We start from the raw sequence: 15,314 nt of genomic DNA on the forward strand, positions 1-15,314 counted from the left end.
CAAGGGATGGGCGGGACGCCTGCGCGCAGGCCGGCGACGGTGGGCGGCGCGTCCGCGCCGGGCCGGGGTGACCTGCGGCTTCCGCGGTGGGGCGGGCGGTGTGGCCGTCGACGGGCGTGCGGGCGGCGCACAGTATCGCATGCGGTCGGCGGGCATGGGAGGGGGGAGGGGGCGAAGTCGGCGCCGTGGCGGGCCCGAGCAGCGCGGAGACGGAACGCGGTGTGAAAAAATGTGACGCTGGATACAGGTTTTGTGTGTATCGTCCCAATGTGCGGCCGGGGTGGGACAAAACGTCGCGCCTCCTCCGCGTGTCGCCGGGCGCACGACGGTCAGGAGAGGGCGAGGGCGATCACCAGGGCGACGGTCGTCGCGGCCTCCGCCACCGCGCCCAACACGTCCCCGGTGATCCCGCCCAGCCGCCGCCGCGCGTGCCACAGCAGCGCGCCCGCGCCGGCCAGCCCGGCGAGCAGGGCCACGCCATGGCCGACCGAGATCGCTGCGAGCAGCGCCGCGGCCGTGACCGCGACCGCCACGGGACGCGGTACCGTCTGGGCCACCAGCGCTCCCAGGCCGCCGGGACGCGCCGGCGGCACGCCGCGCGTGCAGGCCCAGGTGATGGCGAGGCGTCCGGCGACCACGGCGCTCACCAGTCCGCTGGCCGCCGTGGCGAGGGAACGCGCCTCCAGCCCGGCCAGGGCCAGCACCTGGACGAGCAGCACCAGCACCAGCGTGATCACCCCGAAGGGGCCGATGTCGGAGCGCTTCATGACCTCCAGCGCCCCCTCGGCCGGACGCGCGCTGCCCAGGCCATCGGCCAGGTCCGCCAGGCCGTCCAGGTGCAGCCCGCGGGTGAACAACGCCAAGGCCCCCACGGCGAGCGCGGCCCCCAGGGCCGCGGGCAGCCCGACCAGGACCGCGATCACCAGGACGAGCGCGCCGGCTCCGCCGACGCCCAGCCCGACCAGCGGGGCCAGCGCCATCGCCCACCCCGCGGCGACGCGGTCCACGCGGCCCACACGCACCGGGACCACCGTGAGCGTGCCCACGGCCAGGCGCAGCCCCGCGACCCCGTCCGCCGGTCTCACCGCAGCTCCACGATCCGGCCGGCGACGGCCAGCGTGACCTCCTCCGACTCCGCCGCCAGGGCCTGGTTGAGCCGGCCCAGCCAGTCCCGGTACAGGCCGCCGCTCACGGTGGCCGGGACCACCCCCGACCCCACCTCGTTGGTCACCGCCACCAGGTGGGCCGGGCAGCGCCGCCACGCCGCGACGAGCGCGTCGATGCGGGAGCGCACCTCGTCGGCGGCCGTGGGACGCGGGTGCTCCTCCCACATGCCGCACTCCTCCATGACGCCGGCCAGCCACGTGCCCACACAGTCCAGCAGCACGGCCCCGGAGGCGTTCTCCAGGAGGTGGGCCACCTCCAGCGTCTCCTCGGTGCGCCACCACCACGGCCTGCGCTCGCGATGGGCGGTCACCCGCGCGCTCCAGGCGGGATCGTGCGCCGTCGGTTTGGGACCGGTCGCGATGTAGGTGACCTCGGGTTCGGCCAGGAGCCGCCGTTCGGCCTCGGAGGACTTGCCGGAACGGGCTCCACCGGTGACCAGCACCCGATAGGGGCCGCGCACCCGCTCGGGCGGCCACGTCGCGGGAGGACAGCCGACGACCTGGCCGTCGGCGGGGGCGAGCGCTCCCCACAACCGGGCCCGGCGCGCGAACTCGGCGGGGGAGTGCACCCGGTGGTCGCCACCGACCGCCGCGACGGCCGTTGCCGCGCCGACCACGCCGCAACGGCGCAGCGCGCCGATGACCGACGCCGACTCCCCGACGTCCACGATGGCCAGGTCCACCTCGGGGTCGTCGTGCCGGCCCGAACCGGTCGCGAGATCGGCGCAGGCCCCCGACGCGGCGTAGAGCAGACGGGTGCCGTCCGGAGCGTCGATCCGGACCCCGTGCTCGGTGACGGAGGAGTGGTAGCCCGGGGGAAGACGGCGGGCCGGCGCCGTGTCGGGCGCCGTGAGCGCGAAGGCATCGTCCACGGTGACGCGCAACGGCAGACGGCGCTGCTCTGCGGCGAGGTTGCACGACGCGCACCGGCAGTTGGGAGCCGGCCAGCCGGTGGGACCCGCGGTCCCCGAGAAACGGATACGCACGTCCGTCAGTTAACAGCACCCCGATGGGCCTCGGGAACGCGAAACGTGTGCGACCGGAGCGGGGCCGGGAGGGAACTGGAAAGTGTCCGGGGCGAGGACCTAGGCTCGGCTCCGACCCTGAACCGGTGGTGACGGAGGCTGGCCATGACGTGGAGCTGGCGGTACGAGACGGCCGAGGGAGCGCTGCTCGCGGACGAGGCGCTGCCCCAGGAGACGTTCTCCTCCCGGGGGGACGCCGAGAGCTGGCTCGGGGAGACCTGGCGCGACCTCGCCGACGCGGGCGCCGAACGTGTGGCGCTGTTGGAGGACGACCGCGAGGTCTACCGGATGGAGCTCGCCGAGTAGCCGACGCCCGGCGGGCCCTGGGCCCGCCGGGCGTCTTGGGTCAGGGCCGTTGTGCCGGGCTCGCCGTGAGGGCGGGGTCGCGCTGGACGCTGTCGCCCAGCAGCTCGTCGATGCGGCGCAGCAGTTCGGCGTCGAGCCGGACACCGGCGGCGCCGACGTTGTCCCGCACCTGTTCGGGGCGCGAGGCGCCGATGATCGCCGAGGAGACGTTGGGGTTCTGCAACACCCAGGCCACGGCGAGCTGGGCCATGCTCAACCCTGCCTCCTGCGCCAGCGGGGCGAGGCCCTGGACGCGCTCCAGCGTCTTCTCGTCGTCGAGGAAGCGACGGATCATCTTGTCGCCGCCCTGCCCGTCCGTCGCCCGGGAGCCGGCCGGCGGGGCCTGGCCCGGCCGGTACTTGCCGGTGAGCACCCCCTGGGCGATCGGCGACCACACGATCTGGCCGATCCCCTCGCGCTCGCAGACGGGGACCACCTCGGACTCGATCACCCGCCACAGCATGTTGTACTGCGGCTGGTTGGACACGATCCGGTCCAGCCCCATGTCGTCGGCGATCTTCAAGGCCCGCTCGATCTCCTCGGCGCGCCACTCCGAGACGCCGATGTAGAGCACCTTGCCCTGGCGGACCAGGTCGTCGAAGGCCCGCATCGTCTCCTCAAGGGGAGTGGCGTAGTCGAACCGGTGGGCCTGGTACAGGTCGAGGTAGTCGGTGCCGAGCCGACGCAGCGAGTCCTCCACGCTACGCACGATGTGCTTGCGGGACAGGCCGCGGTCGTTGCGGCCCTCACCCATCGGCCAGTACACCTTGGAGAAGATCTCCAGGCCGTCGCGACGCTCGCCCTTCAGCGCGCGGCCCAGGACTTCCTCGGCGCGTCCCTGCGCGTAGACGTCGGCGGTGTCGAAGGTGGTGATGCCCTCGTCCAGCGCCGCGCGCACGCACGCGACCGCGGCCTCCTCCTCGACCTGAGACCCGTGGGTGAGCCAGTTGCCGTAGGAGATCTCGCTCACGACGAGACCGCTGTTGCCAAGATGACGGAATTCCATGCCCGAGACCCTACGGCCCGCGGGGGTCCCGCGCCCAGAGGGGACGGGCCTAGATGGCCTCGCCCGGCTTGACCCGGGGCTTGGGCAGGCGCAGCTTGCGGATCTGGAGCTGGCGCATGGCCGCGTACATGCCCACGCCACGCAGCGACTCGTCGGGGAAGCGGGCCGCCGCGGCGCGCTTGACGCGGCGCCCGGTGAACAGCCCCTCGACGACGATCGTCATCATCATCAGCGGCCACACCACGTAGGTGACGGTGAGCTGGAACTCGGGGAAGGGCAGGAAGAGCAGGACGATGATGGCCAGCGAGAAGTAGAGGAAGAACTCGCTGACGCTGCGCCGGGAGTCGACGTAGTCGCGCGCGAACGCCCGGACCGGACCACGGTCCTTGGGCTGGAAGAAGCGCTCGTCGCCCTTGATGTAGCCCTCGCGTTCGCGCTGGAGCTGGCGCCGCTGCCGGTCGCGGTACTGCTTATAGGCTTCCTTGCGGGTCTGAGGCGCGCTGACAGGACCCCGGAGGTCGCGAGCGGCCTCCTTGCGCTTGGGCGTGGGCCGGTCTTTGGGCGGGGTATATCCCTTTCGCTGGCTGGCCTCAGTAGCCTCGGAATCAACGGAGCTGGTCATGACCTGCTCTTCGGATGCGGGAGCGGAGCGACGTCGGAACACTCCTTCAGGGTAGCCGGTTCGAGCTTCATAGCGACCTCTTGCCATTGCGCGTAGGGTTGGTTAAAGCGCCCGCTGGGAACAGCCGATACGGACCGAGAAGGGGACGGCCACGCCGATGAGCGTGTTTCAGCGACTTTCCATGATCTTTAAGTCCAAGGCCAACAGGGCCCTGGACTCTGTCGAGGACCCGCGAGAGACCCTTGACTACTCGTACCAAAAGCAGCTTGAACTGCTGCAGAAGGTCCGTCGGGGGGTGGCCGACGTCGCCACCTCCCGTAAGCGGGTGGAACTGCAACTCCAGCAGCTGCAGCAGCAGTCGGACAAGCTGGAGAACCAGAGCCGAGCCGCGCTCTCCCAGGGCCGTGAGGACCTCGCCCGCGAGGCCCTGACCCGCCGTTCGGGCCTTCAGCAGCAGATCGAGGGGCTCCGCCAGCAGCACGAACAGCTCCAGGGCGAGGAGCAGAAGCTGACCCTGGCCGCTCAGCGCCTCCAGGCCAAGGTCGACGCCTTCCGCACCCGTAAGGAGACCATCAAGGCCACCTACACCGCCGCCCAGGCCCAGACCCAGATCAGCGAGGCCTTCTCGGGCATCTCCGAGGAGATGGGCGACGTCGGCCTGGCCATCCAGCGGGCCGAGGACAAGACCGCCGAGATGCAGGCGCGGGCCAGCGCGGTCGACGAGCTGCTCGCCTCCGGTGCGCTGGACGACGTCTCCGGGGCGCCCAAGGACGACATCCAGGCCGAGCTGGACCGTATGGCCAGCACCAGCGGCGTGGAGCTGGAGCTGGAGCGCATGAAGCGCGAGCTGGGCCAGGGGACCGGAGGCTCCAGCACGCCCCAGATCGAGGGCGGCGCCAGCGGCAGTGCCTCCGACGGGCAGGCGCAGCGCTACCGGCAGGGGGAAGGGGCATGATCGTCCGGATCATGGGCGAGGGCCAGCTCGACCTGTCAGAGGCCGACCTGGACCTTCTCAACTCCTTCGACGACGCCCTGGAGCGGGCGATCGAGTCCGGTGACGAGTCCCGGTTCCGCGCGGCACTGCACGACCTGTTGGAGAAGGTCCGCCAGGACGGCCGGCCGCTTCCCCCCGATTCGTTGCAGACCTCGCAGTTCATCCTCCCTCCCGCTGACGCGAGCATGGAGGAGGTCCGGGCGATGCTCGGGGACGAGGGTCTGATCCCCGACCCCACCTGATCCCTCCCCGGGCGCACCGGTGTTCCCCACGGGGCGGTGCTTCGCCGCCCCGGGCCGCGGCTGTGCGGGCCGCCGTGACTCGCTCACGGCGGCCTTCGCGTTCTCCGCGGTCGGAGCGGACCGCCCAGTGGGCCGCGCCCGGGACGGCGGTCTCCGCCCCGTGAACCCCCTCCGCCTAGACTCGTTGCAGGTAGGAGCGTTCCCGGCCGACCATGGGGGTGGGACACCGTGGCACGATCCCGTTTTCTTCCCGACCGGGGTCTGACCGTCCGGATGGTCGCGACGATGGCCCTGCTCGGCGTCGTCTACGTGGCGTTCGTCATAGGGCTGGTGCTGGCCGGCCTGTCCGTGTGGCTCGTGCTGCTCATCGTCGCCGGGTTCGCGCTGGTGCAGTACTTCGCCTCCGACAAGCTCGCGCTGTACTCCATGGGCGCCCGGGAGGTCACTCCCCATGAGGCGCCGCAGCTGCACGCGATCGTGGACCGGCTGTGCGCCATGGCGGACATGCCCAAGCCGAAGGTGGCGATCGCCCGGACCGACGTGCCCAACGCCTTCGCCACCGGGCGTGACGAGAAGAGGGCCGTGGTCTGCGCGACCACCGGCATCCTGCGCCGATTGGAGCCGGTCGAGCTGGAGGCCGTCTTGGCCCACGAGCTGTCCCACGTCGCCCACCGCGACGTGATGGTGATGACGATCGCGGGCTTCCTCGGCGTGGTCGCCGGGTTCCTCACCCAGGCCGGGCTGCGCTTCGCCGCCTTCGGCGCGGCCGGACGCGGCAACCGTGACAACAATCCGGCGCTGGTGGCCCTGCTCGTCGTCGCGGTGAGCGCGGTGGTGTGGGTGGTGAGCTTCCTGCTCACCCGGGCGCTGTCGCGTTACCGGGAGCTGTCGGCCGACCGCGCCGCGGCCTTCCTCACCGGCCGTCCCTCGGCGTTGGGCAGCGCCCTCACCAAGATCAGCGGGGACATGGCCCGGGTCCCCACACGCGACCTCCGCCAGGCGGAGCCGTTCAACGCCTTCTTCTTCACCCCGGCCTTCGCCCACGGCCAGGGGGGTCTTGCGGCACTGTTCTCCACCCACCCGCCGATCGAGCGCCGGCTGACCCAGCTGGCCGAGATCTCCCGGGGGCTGGGGAGCGGAGCCTAGCCTCGCGCGGCGTCCGCCGCCGACCACGACGTCCACCACGACCGAAGGGGGAGTTCCGTGGGGTTCCTGCGCGCCCTGCTGGGCCGATCCAAGCCGCCAGAGCCCGACCTGGACCGTCTGTTCGCGCTTCCCTCGGCTGCGGTGACGCTGCGCGCGGCGTCGGGCCTGCGCCCGATGGGAACGGCGTCGGTGGCCTTCCGCGCCGTCGAGGGGCGGGCCTTCGCCGACGTCCGGCGGGAGGTCACCGAACTGCTGGACGCGGGGGAGGGGCCACCGGTCGACCAGGTCGCCGACGAGTACGGCTACACCTGGCTGGTGCTCCGCGGCGATCCCGACGACCCGGCGGGCATCGGCTCCCTGGTCACCGACGTCCACGCGGTGAACTCCACCCTGGAGGAGGCCGGCTTCGGCCCCTCCCTGCTGTGTTCGCTGGTCGCCTTCCAGGGGGAGGACGGACGCCGGGTCGCCCTGGTCTACCTCTACAAGCGCGGCACCTTCTACCCCTTCGCCCCTCTGGGCGGGCAACGCCGTGACACCGCGTTGGAACTCCAGGTGGCCGCGGCCGTCGAGGGGGACCTTCTCCTGGAGAAGGACAAGGCGCGGTGGTTCCCGGTCTACGGGGCGCCCGGACTGTGAGCCGTGGTCGCGGCCCCACCCACCGGGCGCCGCGAGAACCGGTGAAGCGCTCCGCCCGTGTCCGCGGGCGCGACGGAACCCCGGAGACCACCGCCGGTGCCTCGTCCCGCTCCGGTGCCGAAGCGGGCCGGTGTGTCCGCTTCCGGCCCACGGGGCCGCGCGAGGTGCCGGTGCGCCGATCGAACCGAGACCTCGGTGGGCGCGGAGCGTGAGCCTGCGGGAGTCCGCTCCCTTTTCGACCCGCCGCGGGCGCCTCCGGAGACGCCGGCGGAGGCGGTGCCGGCAGGGGGCGGCCGATGAGCCGGCCCTCGCCGTGACCGGACGGACGCCACTCGGGCGCAGGGGCGAGGGCGGGCGGCGGCCCGTCGGTGGCCCGGACCTCACCACCCGGGCCGAACACGCCGGTTCCTGAGGGACAGGACCATGGTAATTCCGTGATGCGGATTCTTGATACCGCAAAGTGGAGTATTTCCGTTGGGGGTATGGCTGGAACACTTCCACCAAGGGCAGACTGGGGCCGTGCGTATCGTGATTGCCCCAGACAAGTTCGCCGGTACCCTCACCGCGCTCGAGGCGGCCCAGGCTGTCGCCGAGGGCTGGCGCTCGGCCGACCCCAACGCCCAGACCGAACTCATCCCGCTCTCCGACGGAGGTCCCGGCTTCGTCGAGGTCCTGCACGCCGCGCTCGGCGGCGCGGTCGCCGACGTGACCGTGACCGGCCCGCTCGGCGCCCCCGTGAGCGCGCAGTACCTCCTCGCCGGTGACACCGCCTACATCGAGAGCGCGCACGCCTGCGGGCTGCACCTGGTGCCCGCGACGACCCGCGATCCCGGCCGCGCCACCAGCGCCGGTGTCGGCGAGCTGATCGCCCACGCCGTCAACGCGGGAGCGCGCACCGTGGTCGTCGGGTTGGGGGGCAGCGCCACCAACGACGGCGGCGCCGGGATGCTCGCGGCCCTGGGCGCCACCCCACGCTCGGCCCTGGACCGCGGCGGCGTCGCCCTGGCCGACCTCGCCGGCCGGGTGGACCTCGAACCCGCCCGTGCCGCGACCAAGGGCGTGCGCCTCGTCGCCGCCACCGACGTCGACAACCCCCTGCTGGGCATCCACGGCGCCAGCGCGGTCTTCGGCCCCCAGAAGGGTGCCGACCGCGACCTGGTCCAGCGCCTGGACGCGGCGCTGACGGTGTTCGCCGACGCCACCGACCCCGACGCGACACTGCGCGCCACCCCGGGCGCGGGCGCCGCGGGTGGCCTGGGATACGCCCTGCTCCTCCTCGGGGGAACGGTGGAATCAGGGGTGTCCCGCGTCCTGTCCGCGGTCGGGCTCGACGCCCAGGTCGCGCGGGCCGACGTGGTGGTCACGGGAGAGGGGTCCTTCGACTCCCAGTCGCTGCGCGGCAAGCTGCCCCACGGCGTCGCGCGGACCGCCGCCGACCACGGTGTCCCCTGCCTGGTGCTGGCCGGACGGGTGGCGGTGGGGCGGGCCGAGGCCGCGGCCGCCGGCATCACCGAGACCTACGCGCTCACCGACTCCGCGGGATCGGTCGAGGCGGCCCTGGCGCGGCCGGCCGAGGAACTGCGGAGGCTGGCCGCCCAGGTCGCCCGCCGCTGGCGGCGCTGACCCGCGCCGGCACGGGGTGGCCGGGATGGCGACGGTGCCGCGGAGAACCTAACCTGGATACAGCACAGCCGGGCGTTCGGGGCCGCGGCAGGAATGCGCAACGACACCTCGGCGTTGAGACGTCAGAGGCAGAAAGGTCGCCGTGGCGGCCGCCACCCCTTTTGGAGGAGCTAGCAGATGACGGTTCAGAGCGAGGCCACCGCGCAGGGGATCATCCTGACTGACGATGCCGCGAACAAGGTCAAGGGACTCCTGGAGCAGGAGGGCCGCGACGACCTTCGTCTTCGTGTCGCCGTCCAGCCCGGGGGGTGCTCGGGCCTGCGGTACCAGCTTTTCTTCGACGAGCGTGAGCTCGACGGCGACGTGGTGGCCGACTTCGGCGGTGTCGAGGTCGTCACCGACCGGATGAGCGCCCCCTACCTCATGGGCGCCACGATCGACTTCGTCGACACGATCGAGAAGCAGGGGTTCACCATCGACAACCCCAACGCCACCGGTTCCTGCGCCTGCGGCGACTCGTTCAACTAGGGCACCGGGCCAAGACGCCCAGCCACACGGGCCCGCGCGGAACACCGCGCGGGCCTGTCCTATGGTGGTCCGATCACGGGGCCGGGTGGGCGCTGGTCGCTACCCTTGAGACGTCTCGCCCGCCCCCATCTGAGGAGCCCGCCGCAGTGCGTATCGCGATTACCGGATCCATCGCCACCGACCATCTGATGACCTTCGAGGGACGCTTCGCCGAACAGCTCATCGCCGACCAGCTGGAACAGGTGTCGCTGTCGTTCCTGGTGGATGAGCTGGAGGTGCGGAGGGGTGGCGTGGCCGCCAACATCTCCTTCGGCATGGGCTGCCTGGGGCTCACCCCGTTCCTGGTCGGCTCGGTCGGGACCGACTTCGCCGACTACCGTTCCTGGCTCGAACGCCACGGGGTGGACACCTCGGCGGTGCACGTCTCCGAACTGCGGCACACGGCCCGCTTCGTCTGCACCACCGACCGCGACCACAACCAGATCGCGTCGTTTTACGCCGGTGCCATGTCCGAGGCCCGGCTCATCGAGTTGACGCCGCTGGCCGAGCGCGTCGGGGGACTGGACCTCGTGCTGATCGGGGCCGACGACCCCGAGGCGATGACCCGTCACAGCGACGAGTGCCGCGAGCGGGGCATCCCGTTCGCCGCCGACCCCTCCCAGCAGCTCGCCCGTATGGAGGGGCCCGAGGTCCGCGGGCTGATCGAGGGCGCCCGCTTCCTGTTCACCAACGAGTACGAGAAGGCGCTCGCCGAACAGAAGACGGGCTGGAGCGACGAGGAGATCCTCGACCGGGTCGACGTTCGTGTCACCACGCTGGGGGGCAAGGGCGTGCGCATCGACCGCAAGGGCGAGCCGTCCCTGCACGTCGCCGCGGCGAGCGTCACGACGAAGGTCGACCCGACCGGCGTCGGCGACGCCTTTCGCGCCGGCTTCCTCTCCGCGCTGTCGTGGGGGCTGTCCCTGGAGCGTTGCGCCCAGGTGGGCAACGCGGTCGCGGTCCACGCCCTGGAGGTCAACGGTCCCCAGGAGTACACCCTGACCGCTGAGTCGCTGACCGAGCGGATCGCGCTGTCCTACGGTGACGAGGCCGCCCACGAGGTCGAGATCCACCTGTGACGTCGGAGCCGTCGTGGGGATCAGCGCAGCGCCCCGCGGCGGCCCAACAGCTCCCGTAGGGCTCCTTCCAACTGGCAGGGCGCGGTGGCGCGCACGTTCCAGGGCAGCCGGACCAGCACCGGCCGGTCCGAGGCGTAGGGGGACACCCACAGGGTCGCGCCGAATCCGTCCAGCTCCCACAGCCAGGCCCGGCCCTGCGGGACGTCGGGCACGTCGCGCAGGGACGCGCTCAACTCGTCGCGATGGCGGTCGTTGACCCGGGCCAGGATCCGTTCGGCGGGGAGGGTCAGCGGATCGGGGCGGGCGGCGCGAAAGGCCGCGCCGTCGATGACGCCGGCGTCGTCGTAGGTGTCGTAGACCACCACGTCGGGCTCGATGCAGGCGAGGAGCGGTCCGTCGGGTGTGGGATCATTGTCCACTGCGGCGAGCAGCCCTTCGTCGGGATGACGTTCCCAGATCGCGAGGGCGGCTTGGCGGCGCTCGTGCGCGGGGACCTCGGACACCCGGCCCTCGCACCACAGCCGAGCGCGTACAGTGGGTGTCCGACCCACGTGTCGAATCGCGCACAGATCGACACCGGCCCGCGGGCCGGTCGACCCGCGTGAAACCTCCCGCAGTGCCCCGTGCAGCGGGTGGTCGGTGCCGATCAGCAGGACTACGCGCCCGACACGGTCGACCGCTCCGGATGCGCTGAAACGCGTGTCCGGATCATCGGCCAACGCCACCGCGGTCGGGGTCGCCGTGGCGGCGAGGGAACGGACCCGTTCGATCTCGGACGGGCAGGGCTGTCGCATGACACCTCCTAGACTTAGGCAAGCCTTACCTAGGATTCCCGTTTTTGCAAGAAACGAAAAACGGAGGACTTGAATGCGCTACACCGGACCGAAGGTGCGGTTGTCCCGGCGCGCCGGTACCCCGCTGACCCGTAAGGCGGTCAGCTACTTCGAGAAGCGCCCGTACCCGCCCGGCGAGCACGGCCGCCGTGTCCGTCGCTCCACCAGCGACTACGCCGTCCGGCAGGCCGAGAAGCAGAAGCTGCGCTGGTACTACGACCTCTCGGAGAAGCAGCTCGCGCGCGTCTACGAGAACGCCAAGAAGCGCCCGGGCCGTACCGGTGAGGAGATGATCGCCGAGCTGGAGCTGCGCCTGGCCACCGTCGTGCTGCGCGCCGGCTTCGCCGCCTCGATCTACGCCGCTCGCCAGTTCGTCAACCACGGTCACATCACGGTTGACGGCAAGAAGGTCGACATCCCGTCCTACCAGGTCAAGCCGGGCCAGATCATCGGCGTTCGCGAGAAGTCGCGGCAGATGGTCCCGTTCGTCGAGGCCGCCGAGGGTGTCCACGCCGACGACAAGATCGCCGGCTACCTGGCCGTCAGCCACAAGGACCTGCGCATCGCGGTCGTCGACCGCCCCAAGCGCGAGCAGGTCCCCGTGCCCTTCGACGAGCAGCTCGTCGTCGAGTACTACGCCCGCTAGGACACAGCGAGCACGAAACGAGGGCCGCGCGACCGCAAGGTCGCGCGGCCCTCGCGCTGCGCGGATCCACCACGCGGCGGTGCCGGGGCCGGCCGCCTTCAGTACATGCGCCGGATGTGGAACGCGCTTCCGCGCGCCAACGGCACCCGCGCGACGAACTCCTGCATCTTCAGCCGGCACCACGATGGGATGTCGGTGATCGCGGCCGGATCGTCTGCGGTGACCGCGATCACCGAACCGATCGGCACCTCGCGGATCCGCCCGGCCAGCATGATGATCGGTATGGGGCACTTGCGGCCGATCGCGTCGATCGTCAGGACTGGCTGTTCCGGCACGGTCTTGCTCCTCGCGTCTACGGTTCGTGTCCCAATCTTTACCCATGTGGGCCGGTAAGAGGCACCCGGTTAAGGGCCTCGTAAAACCAGCGATACCCTCGCCTTAGCCCGCTCGAGGAGGGCGTGTTTCGGGGTCTGACGGACACCGGGGCGCTCCCGAGAGCGGGCCGGGCGACAGACGCGACACCATGACGGCCTCAAGTGCGAAAGCGCGGCGCCTCGGGGTGGGAGAGGTCCAAAGCACCGGACCGACCCTGCCGCGCCACCGAATGGGCGCAACGCAACACGCTGGCCCGCCATGCCCGTGATCAGCACCGCGGGTGGTTCGCGATAATGTTTCCCCTTGACAAGCTTTGGATATACGACCGCCCGCGCTTCGCGCGGGCATCACCGCTGGGAAGGCAATCCGTGAGTCCGACCCGCCATAGGAATCGGCGCCCCGCGCTGCGCCGATGGGCACCACGTGGCGCCGCGTTCGCCGCGCTGGGTATAGCCGCGACCGGCTGCGCGTCGAACGAGTTCACTCGTTTGGGTGTGCCGGAGCCGATCACCGAGCAGGCCGAGCGTGTCCTCGCGCTCTGGCAGGGCTCGTGGGTGGCGGCGATCGCGGTCGGCATTCTCGTGTGGGGACTGATCATCTGGTCGGTGATCTTCCACCGCAAGCGCTCCGAGCAGCTTCCGCCGCAGGTGCGCTACAACATGCCCATCGAGGCGCTCTACACCGTCCTGCCGATCGTCATCATCGCGGTGCTGTTCTACTTCACCGCGCGTGACCAGGCCTACCTGATGGAGACCGACGAGCCCGCCGACGTCAACATCCACGTGAACGCGTTCCAGTGGAGCTGGCAGTTCACGTACGAGGGTGAAGAGAACGTCAACGGCGAGGACGTCTCGATCGCCGGCATTCCCGGGGATGACCCCCAGCTGGTCCTCCCCAACGACAGCGTCATCCACTTCGACCTGGAGTCGCCCGACGTCATCCACTCGTTCTGGATCCCGGCGTTCGTCTTCAAGATGGACGTCATCCCGGGTCACCCCAACGAGTTCCAGGTGAAGGTCAACCCCGACGTCGAGGGCACGTTCGCGGGCCGTTGCGCCGAGCTGTGCGGTGTTGACCACTCCCGCATGCTGTTCACCGTCAAGGTGGTCAGCCCCGAGGAGTACGAGCAGTGGCTCGAGGACCAGAAGCAGAACCCCGCGGAGGGCGTCATCGAGGCCCCCGCTCCCGAGGCCGAGCAGGAGACCGGCCAGGAGCCGGACGCCGGCACCGAGGGTGCGGAGCAGAACGAGGGCGCGTCCGCGCGTCCCGAGGGCGAGCAGTCGCCCGAGGCCTCCCCCGCGGCTGACGAGGAGGCGGAGCAGTCATGACGGCTGTCACTGAGTCGCACGCCGCCCCGGCCACTGAGCAGTCGCCGGCGCGCAGAAAAGGGTCGATCATCGTCAACTGGATGACGTCGACCGACCACAAGGTCATCGGGTACATGTACCTGATCACCTCGTTCGCGTTCTTCATCTTCGGTGGCATCCTGGCGCTGCTCATCCGCGCCGAGCTGATGTACCCCGGCATGCAGATGATGACGAACGAAGAGTTCAACCAGCTCTTCACGATGCACGGCACGATCATGCTGCTGATGTTCGCGACGCCGCTGTTCGTCGGCTTCGCCAACATCCTGCTGCCGCTGCAGATCGGCGCGCCCGATGTGGCGTTCCCGCGCATCAACCTGTTCGGCTACTACCTGTTCCTCTTCGGTAGCCTGATCGCCATCAGCGGCTTCCTCACCCCTGGTGGCGCCGCGAGCTTCGGGTGGTTCGCCTACACCCCGCTGTCCGACGCGGTCCGCTCGCCGGGCGTCGGCGGTGACCTGTGGATCCTCGGCCTGGCCGTCTCCGGTCTGGGCACGATCCTCGGTGCGGTCAACTTCATCACCACCGCCCTGTGCATGCGCGCACCGGGCATGACGATGTTCCGGATGTCGATCTTCTCCTGGAACACCGTGCTGACCAGCGTGCTGGTGCTCATCGCGTTCCCGGTGCTGACCGCCGCCCTCATCGCCCTGGGCGCCGACCGCATCGTCGGTACCCACGTCTACGACACCGAGCACGGCGGCGCCATCCTGTGGCAGCACCTGTTCTGGTTCTTCGGCCACCCCGAGGTCTACATCATCGCGCTGCCGTTCTTCGGTATCGCGACGGAGATCCTGCCGGTCTTCAGCCGCAAGCCGATCTTCGGCTACAAGAGCCTGGTCGCCGCGACCATCGCGATCGCCGGCCTGTCCGTCACGGTCTGGGCGCACCACATGTTCCCGACCGGCGCGGTGCTGCTGCCGTTCTTCTCCTTCATGACCTTCCTCATCGCGGTTCCGACCGGTGTGAAGTTCTTCAACTGGATCGGGACGATGTGGCGGGGCCAGCTCACCTTCGAGTCGCCGATGCTGTTCACGATCGGCTTCCTGGTCACCTTCCTCTTCGGCGGCCTGACCGGTGTCATCCTGGCCTCCCCGCCGATCGACTTCCACGTCACCGACTCCTACTTCGTGGTGGCCCACTTCCACTACGTCGTGTTCGGCACCGTGGTCTTCGCGATGTTCGCCGGCTTCTACTTCTGGTGGCCCAAGTTCACCGGCAAGATGCTCAACGAGAAGCTGGCGAAGTGGCACTTCTGGACGCTGTTCCTCGGCTTCCACGGCACCTTCGGCGTCCAGCACTGGCTGGGCGCGGAGGGGATGCCCCGCCGCTACGCCGACTACCTGCCCTCTGACGGCTTCACCGCGCTGAACCAGTTCTCCTCGGTGAGCTCGTTCATCCTGGGCGCCTCCACGCTGATCTTCTTCTGGAACCTCTGGATCACCGCGAAGAAGGCCGAGAAGGTCCAGGTCGACGACCCGTGGGGGTACGGCTGCTCGCTGGAGTGGACCACCTCCTGCCCGCCGCCCCGGCACAACTTCACCTCGCTGCCGCGGATCCGGTCGGAGCGTCCGGCGTTCGACCTGCACCACCCGTACGCCGCCGCGCCCGGCGCGGCCCCGGCTCCGGCAACCACGAAGTAGGA

General features: G+C 70.6%; 17 protein-coding genes. 11 read left to right on the forward strand and 6 right to left on the reverse strand.

Going from position 1 to position 15,314, the window contains the following annotated elements:
- Positions 1–329: 329 nt before the first annotated feature.
- The gene (locus B5D66_RS05140) at positions 330–1,085 is read right to left on the reverse strand and encodes an adenosylcobinamide-GDP ribazoletransferase (protein WP_235000760.1); all 756 of its coding nucleotides are present in this window, start codon (positions 1,083–1,085) and stop codon (positions 330–332) included.
- Positions 1,082–2,050, reverse strand: coding sequence for a bifunctional adenosylcobinamide kinase/adenosylcobinamide-phosphate guanylyltransferase (locus B5D66_RS05145; RefSeq protein ID WP_394330032.1), 969 nt, complete (start codon positions 2,048–2,050; stop codon positions 1,082–1,084). The genes B5D66_RS05140 and B5D66_RS05145 overlap by 4 nt, the downstream gene beginning before the upstream one ends.
- Before the next feature lie 246 nt (positions 2,051–2,296).
- On the opposite strand from B5D66_RS05145, the gene B5D66_RS05150 reads away from it, so the two are divergent.
- Positions 2,297–2,497, forward strand: coding sequence for a hypothetical protein (locus B5D66_RS05150; protein ID WP_078760427.1), 201 nt, complete (start codon positions 2,297–2,299; stop codon positions 2,495–2,497).
- A 40-nt stretch (positions 2,498–2,537) separates the two neighbouring features.
- Here B5D66_RS05150 and B5D66_RS05155 read toward each other — a convergent pair whose 3' ends face one another.
- Together B5D66_RS05155 and B5D66_RS05160 are read right to left on the reverse strand one after the other, a co-directional pair.
- On the reverse strand, positions 2,538–3,542 hold the full coding sequence (locus B5D66_RS05155; protein WP_078760428.1) for an aldo/keto reductase family protein: 1,005 nt from the start codon (positions 3,540–3,542) through the stop codon (positions 2,538–2,540).
- Between the two features lie 49 nt (positions 3,543–3,591).
- Entirely contained in the window at positions 3,592–4,164 is a 573-nt protein-coding gene (locus B5D66_RS05160) for a DUF3043 domain-containing protein (protein ID WP_078760429.1), read from the reverse strand.
- 157 nt (positions 4,165–4,321) lie between these two features.
- On the opposite strand from B5D66_RS05160, the gene B5D66_RS05165 reads away from it, so the two are divergent.
- From B5D66_RS05165 to B5D66_RS05195, 7 genes are all read left to right on the forward strand, one after another.
- Positions 4,322–5,119: a PspA/IM30 family protein gene (locus B5D66_RS05165; RefSeq protein WP_078760430.1), complete on the forward strand. Its 798-nt coding sequence runs from the start codon at positions 4,322–4,324 to the stop codon at positions 5,117–5,119.
- Positions 5,116–5,400 carry a PspA-associated protein PspAA gene (gene pspAA, locus B5D66_RS05170; RefSeq protein ID WP_078760431.1) on the forward strand — a complete coding sequence of 95 codons (285 nt, stop codon included), beginning with the start codon at positions 5,116–5,118 and terminating at the stop codon, positions 5,398–5,400. The genes B5D66_RS05165 and pspAA overlap by 4 nt, the downstream gene beginning before the upstream one ends.
- Before the next feature lie 228 nt (positions 5,401–5,628).
- The gene (gene htpX / locus B5D66_RS05175; protein ID WP_078760432.1) at positions 5,629–6,546 is read left to right on the forward strand and encodes a zinc metalloprotease HtpX; all 918 of its coding nucleotides are present in this window, start codon (positions 5,629–5,631) and stop codon (positions 6,544–6,546) included.
- Positions 6,547–6,603: 57 nt separating this feature from the next.
- Positions 6,604–7,182 carry a PspA-associated protein PspAB gene (gene pspAB / locus B5D66_RS05180; RefSeq protein ID WP_078760433.1) on the forward strand — a complete coding sequence of 193 codons (579 nt, stop codon included), beginning with the start codon at positions 6,604–6,606 and terminating at the stop codon, positions 7,180–7,182.
- Positions 7,183–7,701: 519 nt separating this feature from the next.
- Positions 7,702–8,805, forward strand: a complete 1,104-nt coding sequence (locus B5D66_RS05185; RefSeq protein ID WP_078760434.1) for a glycerate kinase family protein — start codon at positions 7,702–7,704, stop codon at positions 8,803–8,805.
- 177 nt (positions 8,806–8,982) lie between these two features.
- Positions 8,983–9,333: an iron-sulfur cluster insertion protein ErpA gene (gene erpA / locus B5D66_RS05190; RefSeq protein ID WP_078760435.1), complete on the forward strand. Its 351-nt coding sequence runs from the start codon at positions 8,983–8,985 to the stop codon at positions 9,331–9,333.
- A gap of 146 nt (positions 9,334–9,479) precedes the next feature.
- Positions 9,480–10,451, forward strand: a complete 972-nt coding sequence (locus tag B5D66_RS05195) for a carbohydrate kinase family protein (protein WP_078760436.1) — start codon at positions 9,480–9,482, stop codon at positions 10,449–10,451.
- Between the two features lie 20 nt (positions 10,452–10,471).
- On the opposite strand, the gene B5D66_RS05200 is transcribed toward B5D66_RS05195, so the two are convergent.
- On the reverse strand, positions 10,472–11,245 hold the full coding sequence (locus tag B5D66_RS05200) for a hypothetical protein (RefSeq protein WP_078760437.1): 774 nt from the start codon (positions 11,243–11,245) through the stop codon (positions 10,472–10,474).
- A gap of 73 nt (positions 11,246–11,318) precedes the next feature.
- On the opposite strand from B5D66_RS05200, the gene rpsD reads away from it, so the two are divergent.
- The gene (gene rpsD, locus B5D66_RS05205) at positions 11,319–11,930 is read left to right on the forward strand and encodes a 30S ribosomal protein S4 (RefSeq protein ID WP_078760438.1); all 612 of its coding nucleotides are present in this window, start codon (positions 11,319–11,321) and stop codon (positions 11,928–11,930) included.
- 98 nt (positions 11,931–12,028) lie between these two features.
- On the opposite strand, the gene B5D66_RS05210 is transcribed toward rpsD, so the two are convergent.
- Positions 12,029–12,265 (reverse strand): sulfurtransferase TusA family protein, encoded by a 237-nt coding sequence (locus B5D66_RS05210; RefSeq protein ID WP_078760439.1) that lies wholly within the window; start codon positions 12,263–12,265, stop codon positions 12,029–12,031.
- A gap of 408 nt (positions 12,266–12,673) precedes the next feature.
- On the opposite strand from B5D66_RS05210, the gene ctaC reads away from it, so the two are divergent.
- Positions 12,674–13,633 (forward strand): aa3-type cytochrome oxidase subunit II, encoded by a 960-nt coding sequence (gene ctaC / locus B5D66_RS05215; RefSeq protein ID WP_200813523.1) that lies wholly within the window; start codon positions 12,674–12,676, stop codon positions 13,631–13,633.
- Positions 13,630–15,312, forward strand: a complete 1,683-nt coding sequence (gene ctaD / locus B5D66_RS05220) for an aa3-type cytochrome oxidase subunit I (protein ID WP_078760441.1) — start codon at positions 13,630–13,632, stop codon at positions 15,310–15,312. The genes ctaC and ctaD overlap by 4 nt, the downstream gene beginning before the upstream one ends.
- Positions 15,313–15,314 lie beyond the last annotated feature (2 nt).

The sequence above is a fragment of the Marinactinospora thermotolerans DSM 45154 genome (genome assembly GCF_900167435.1).
GTDB lineage: Bacteria > Actinomycetota > Actinomycetes > Streptosporangiales > Streptosporangiaceae > Marinactinospora > Marinactinospora thermotolerans.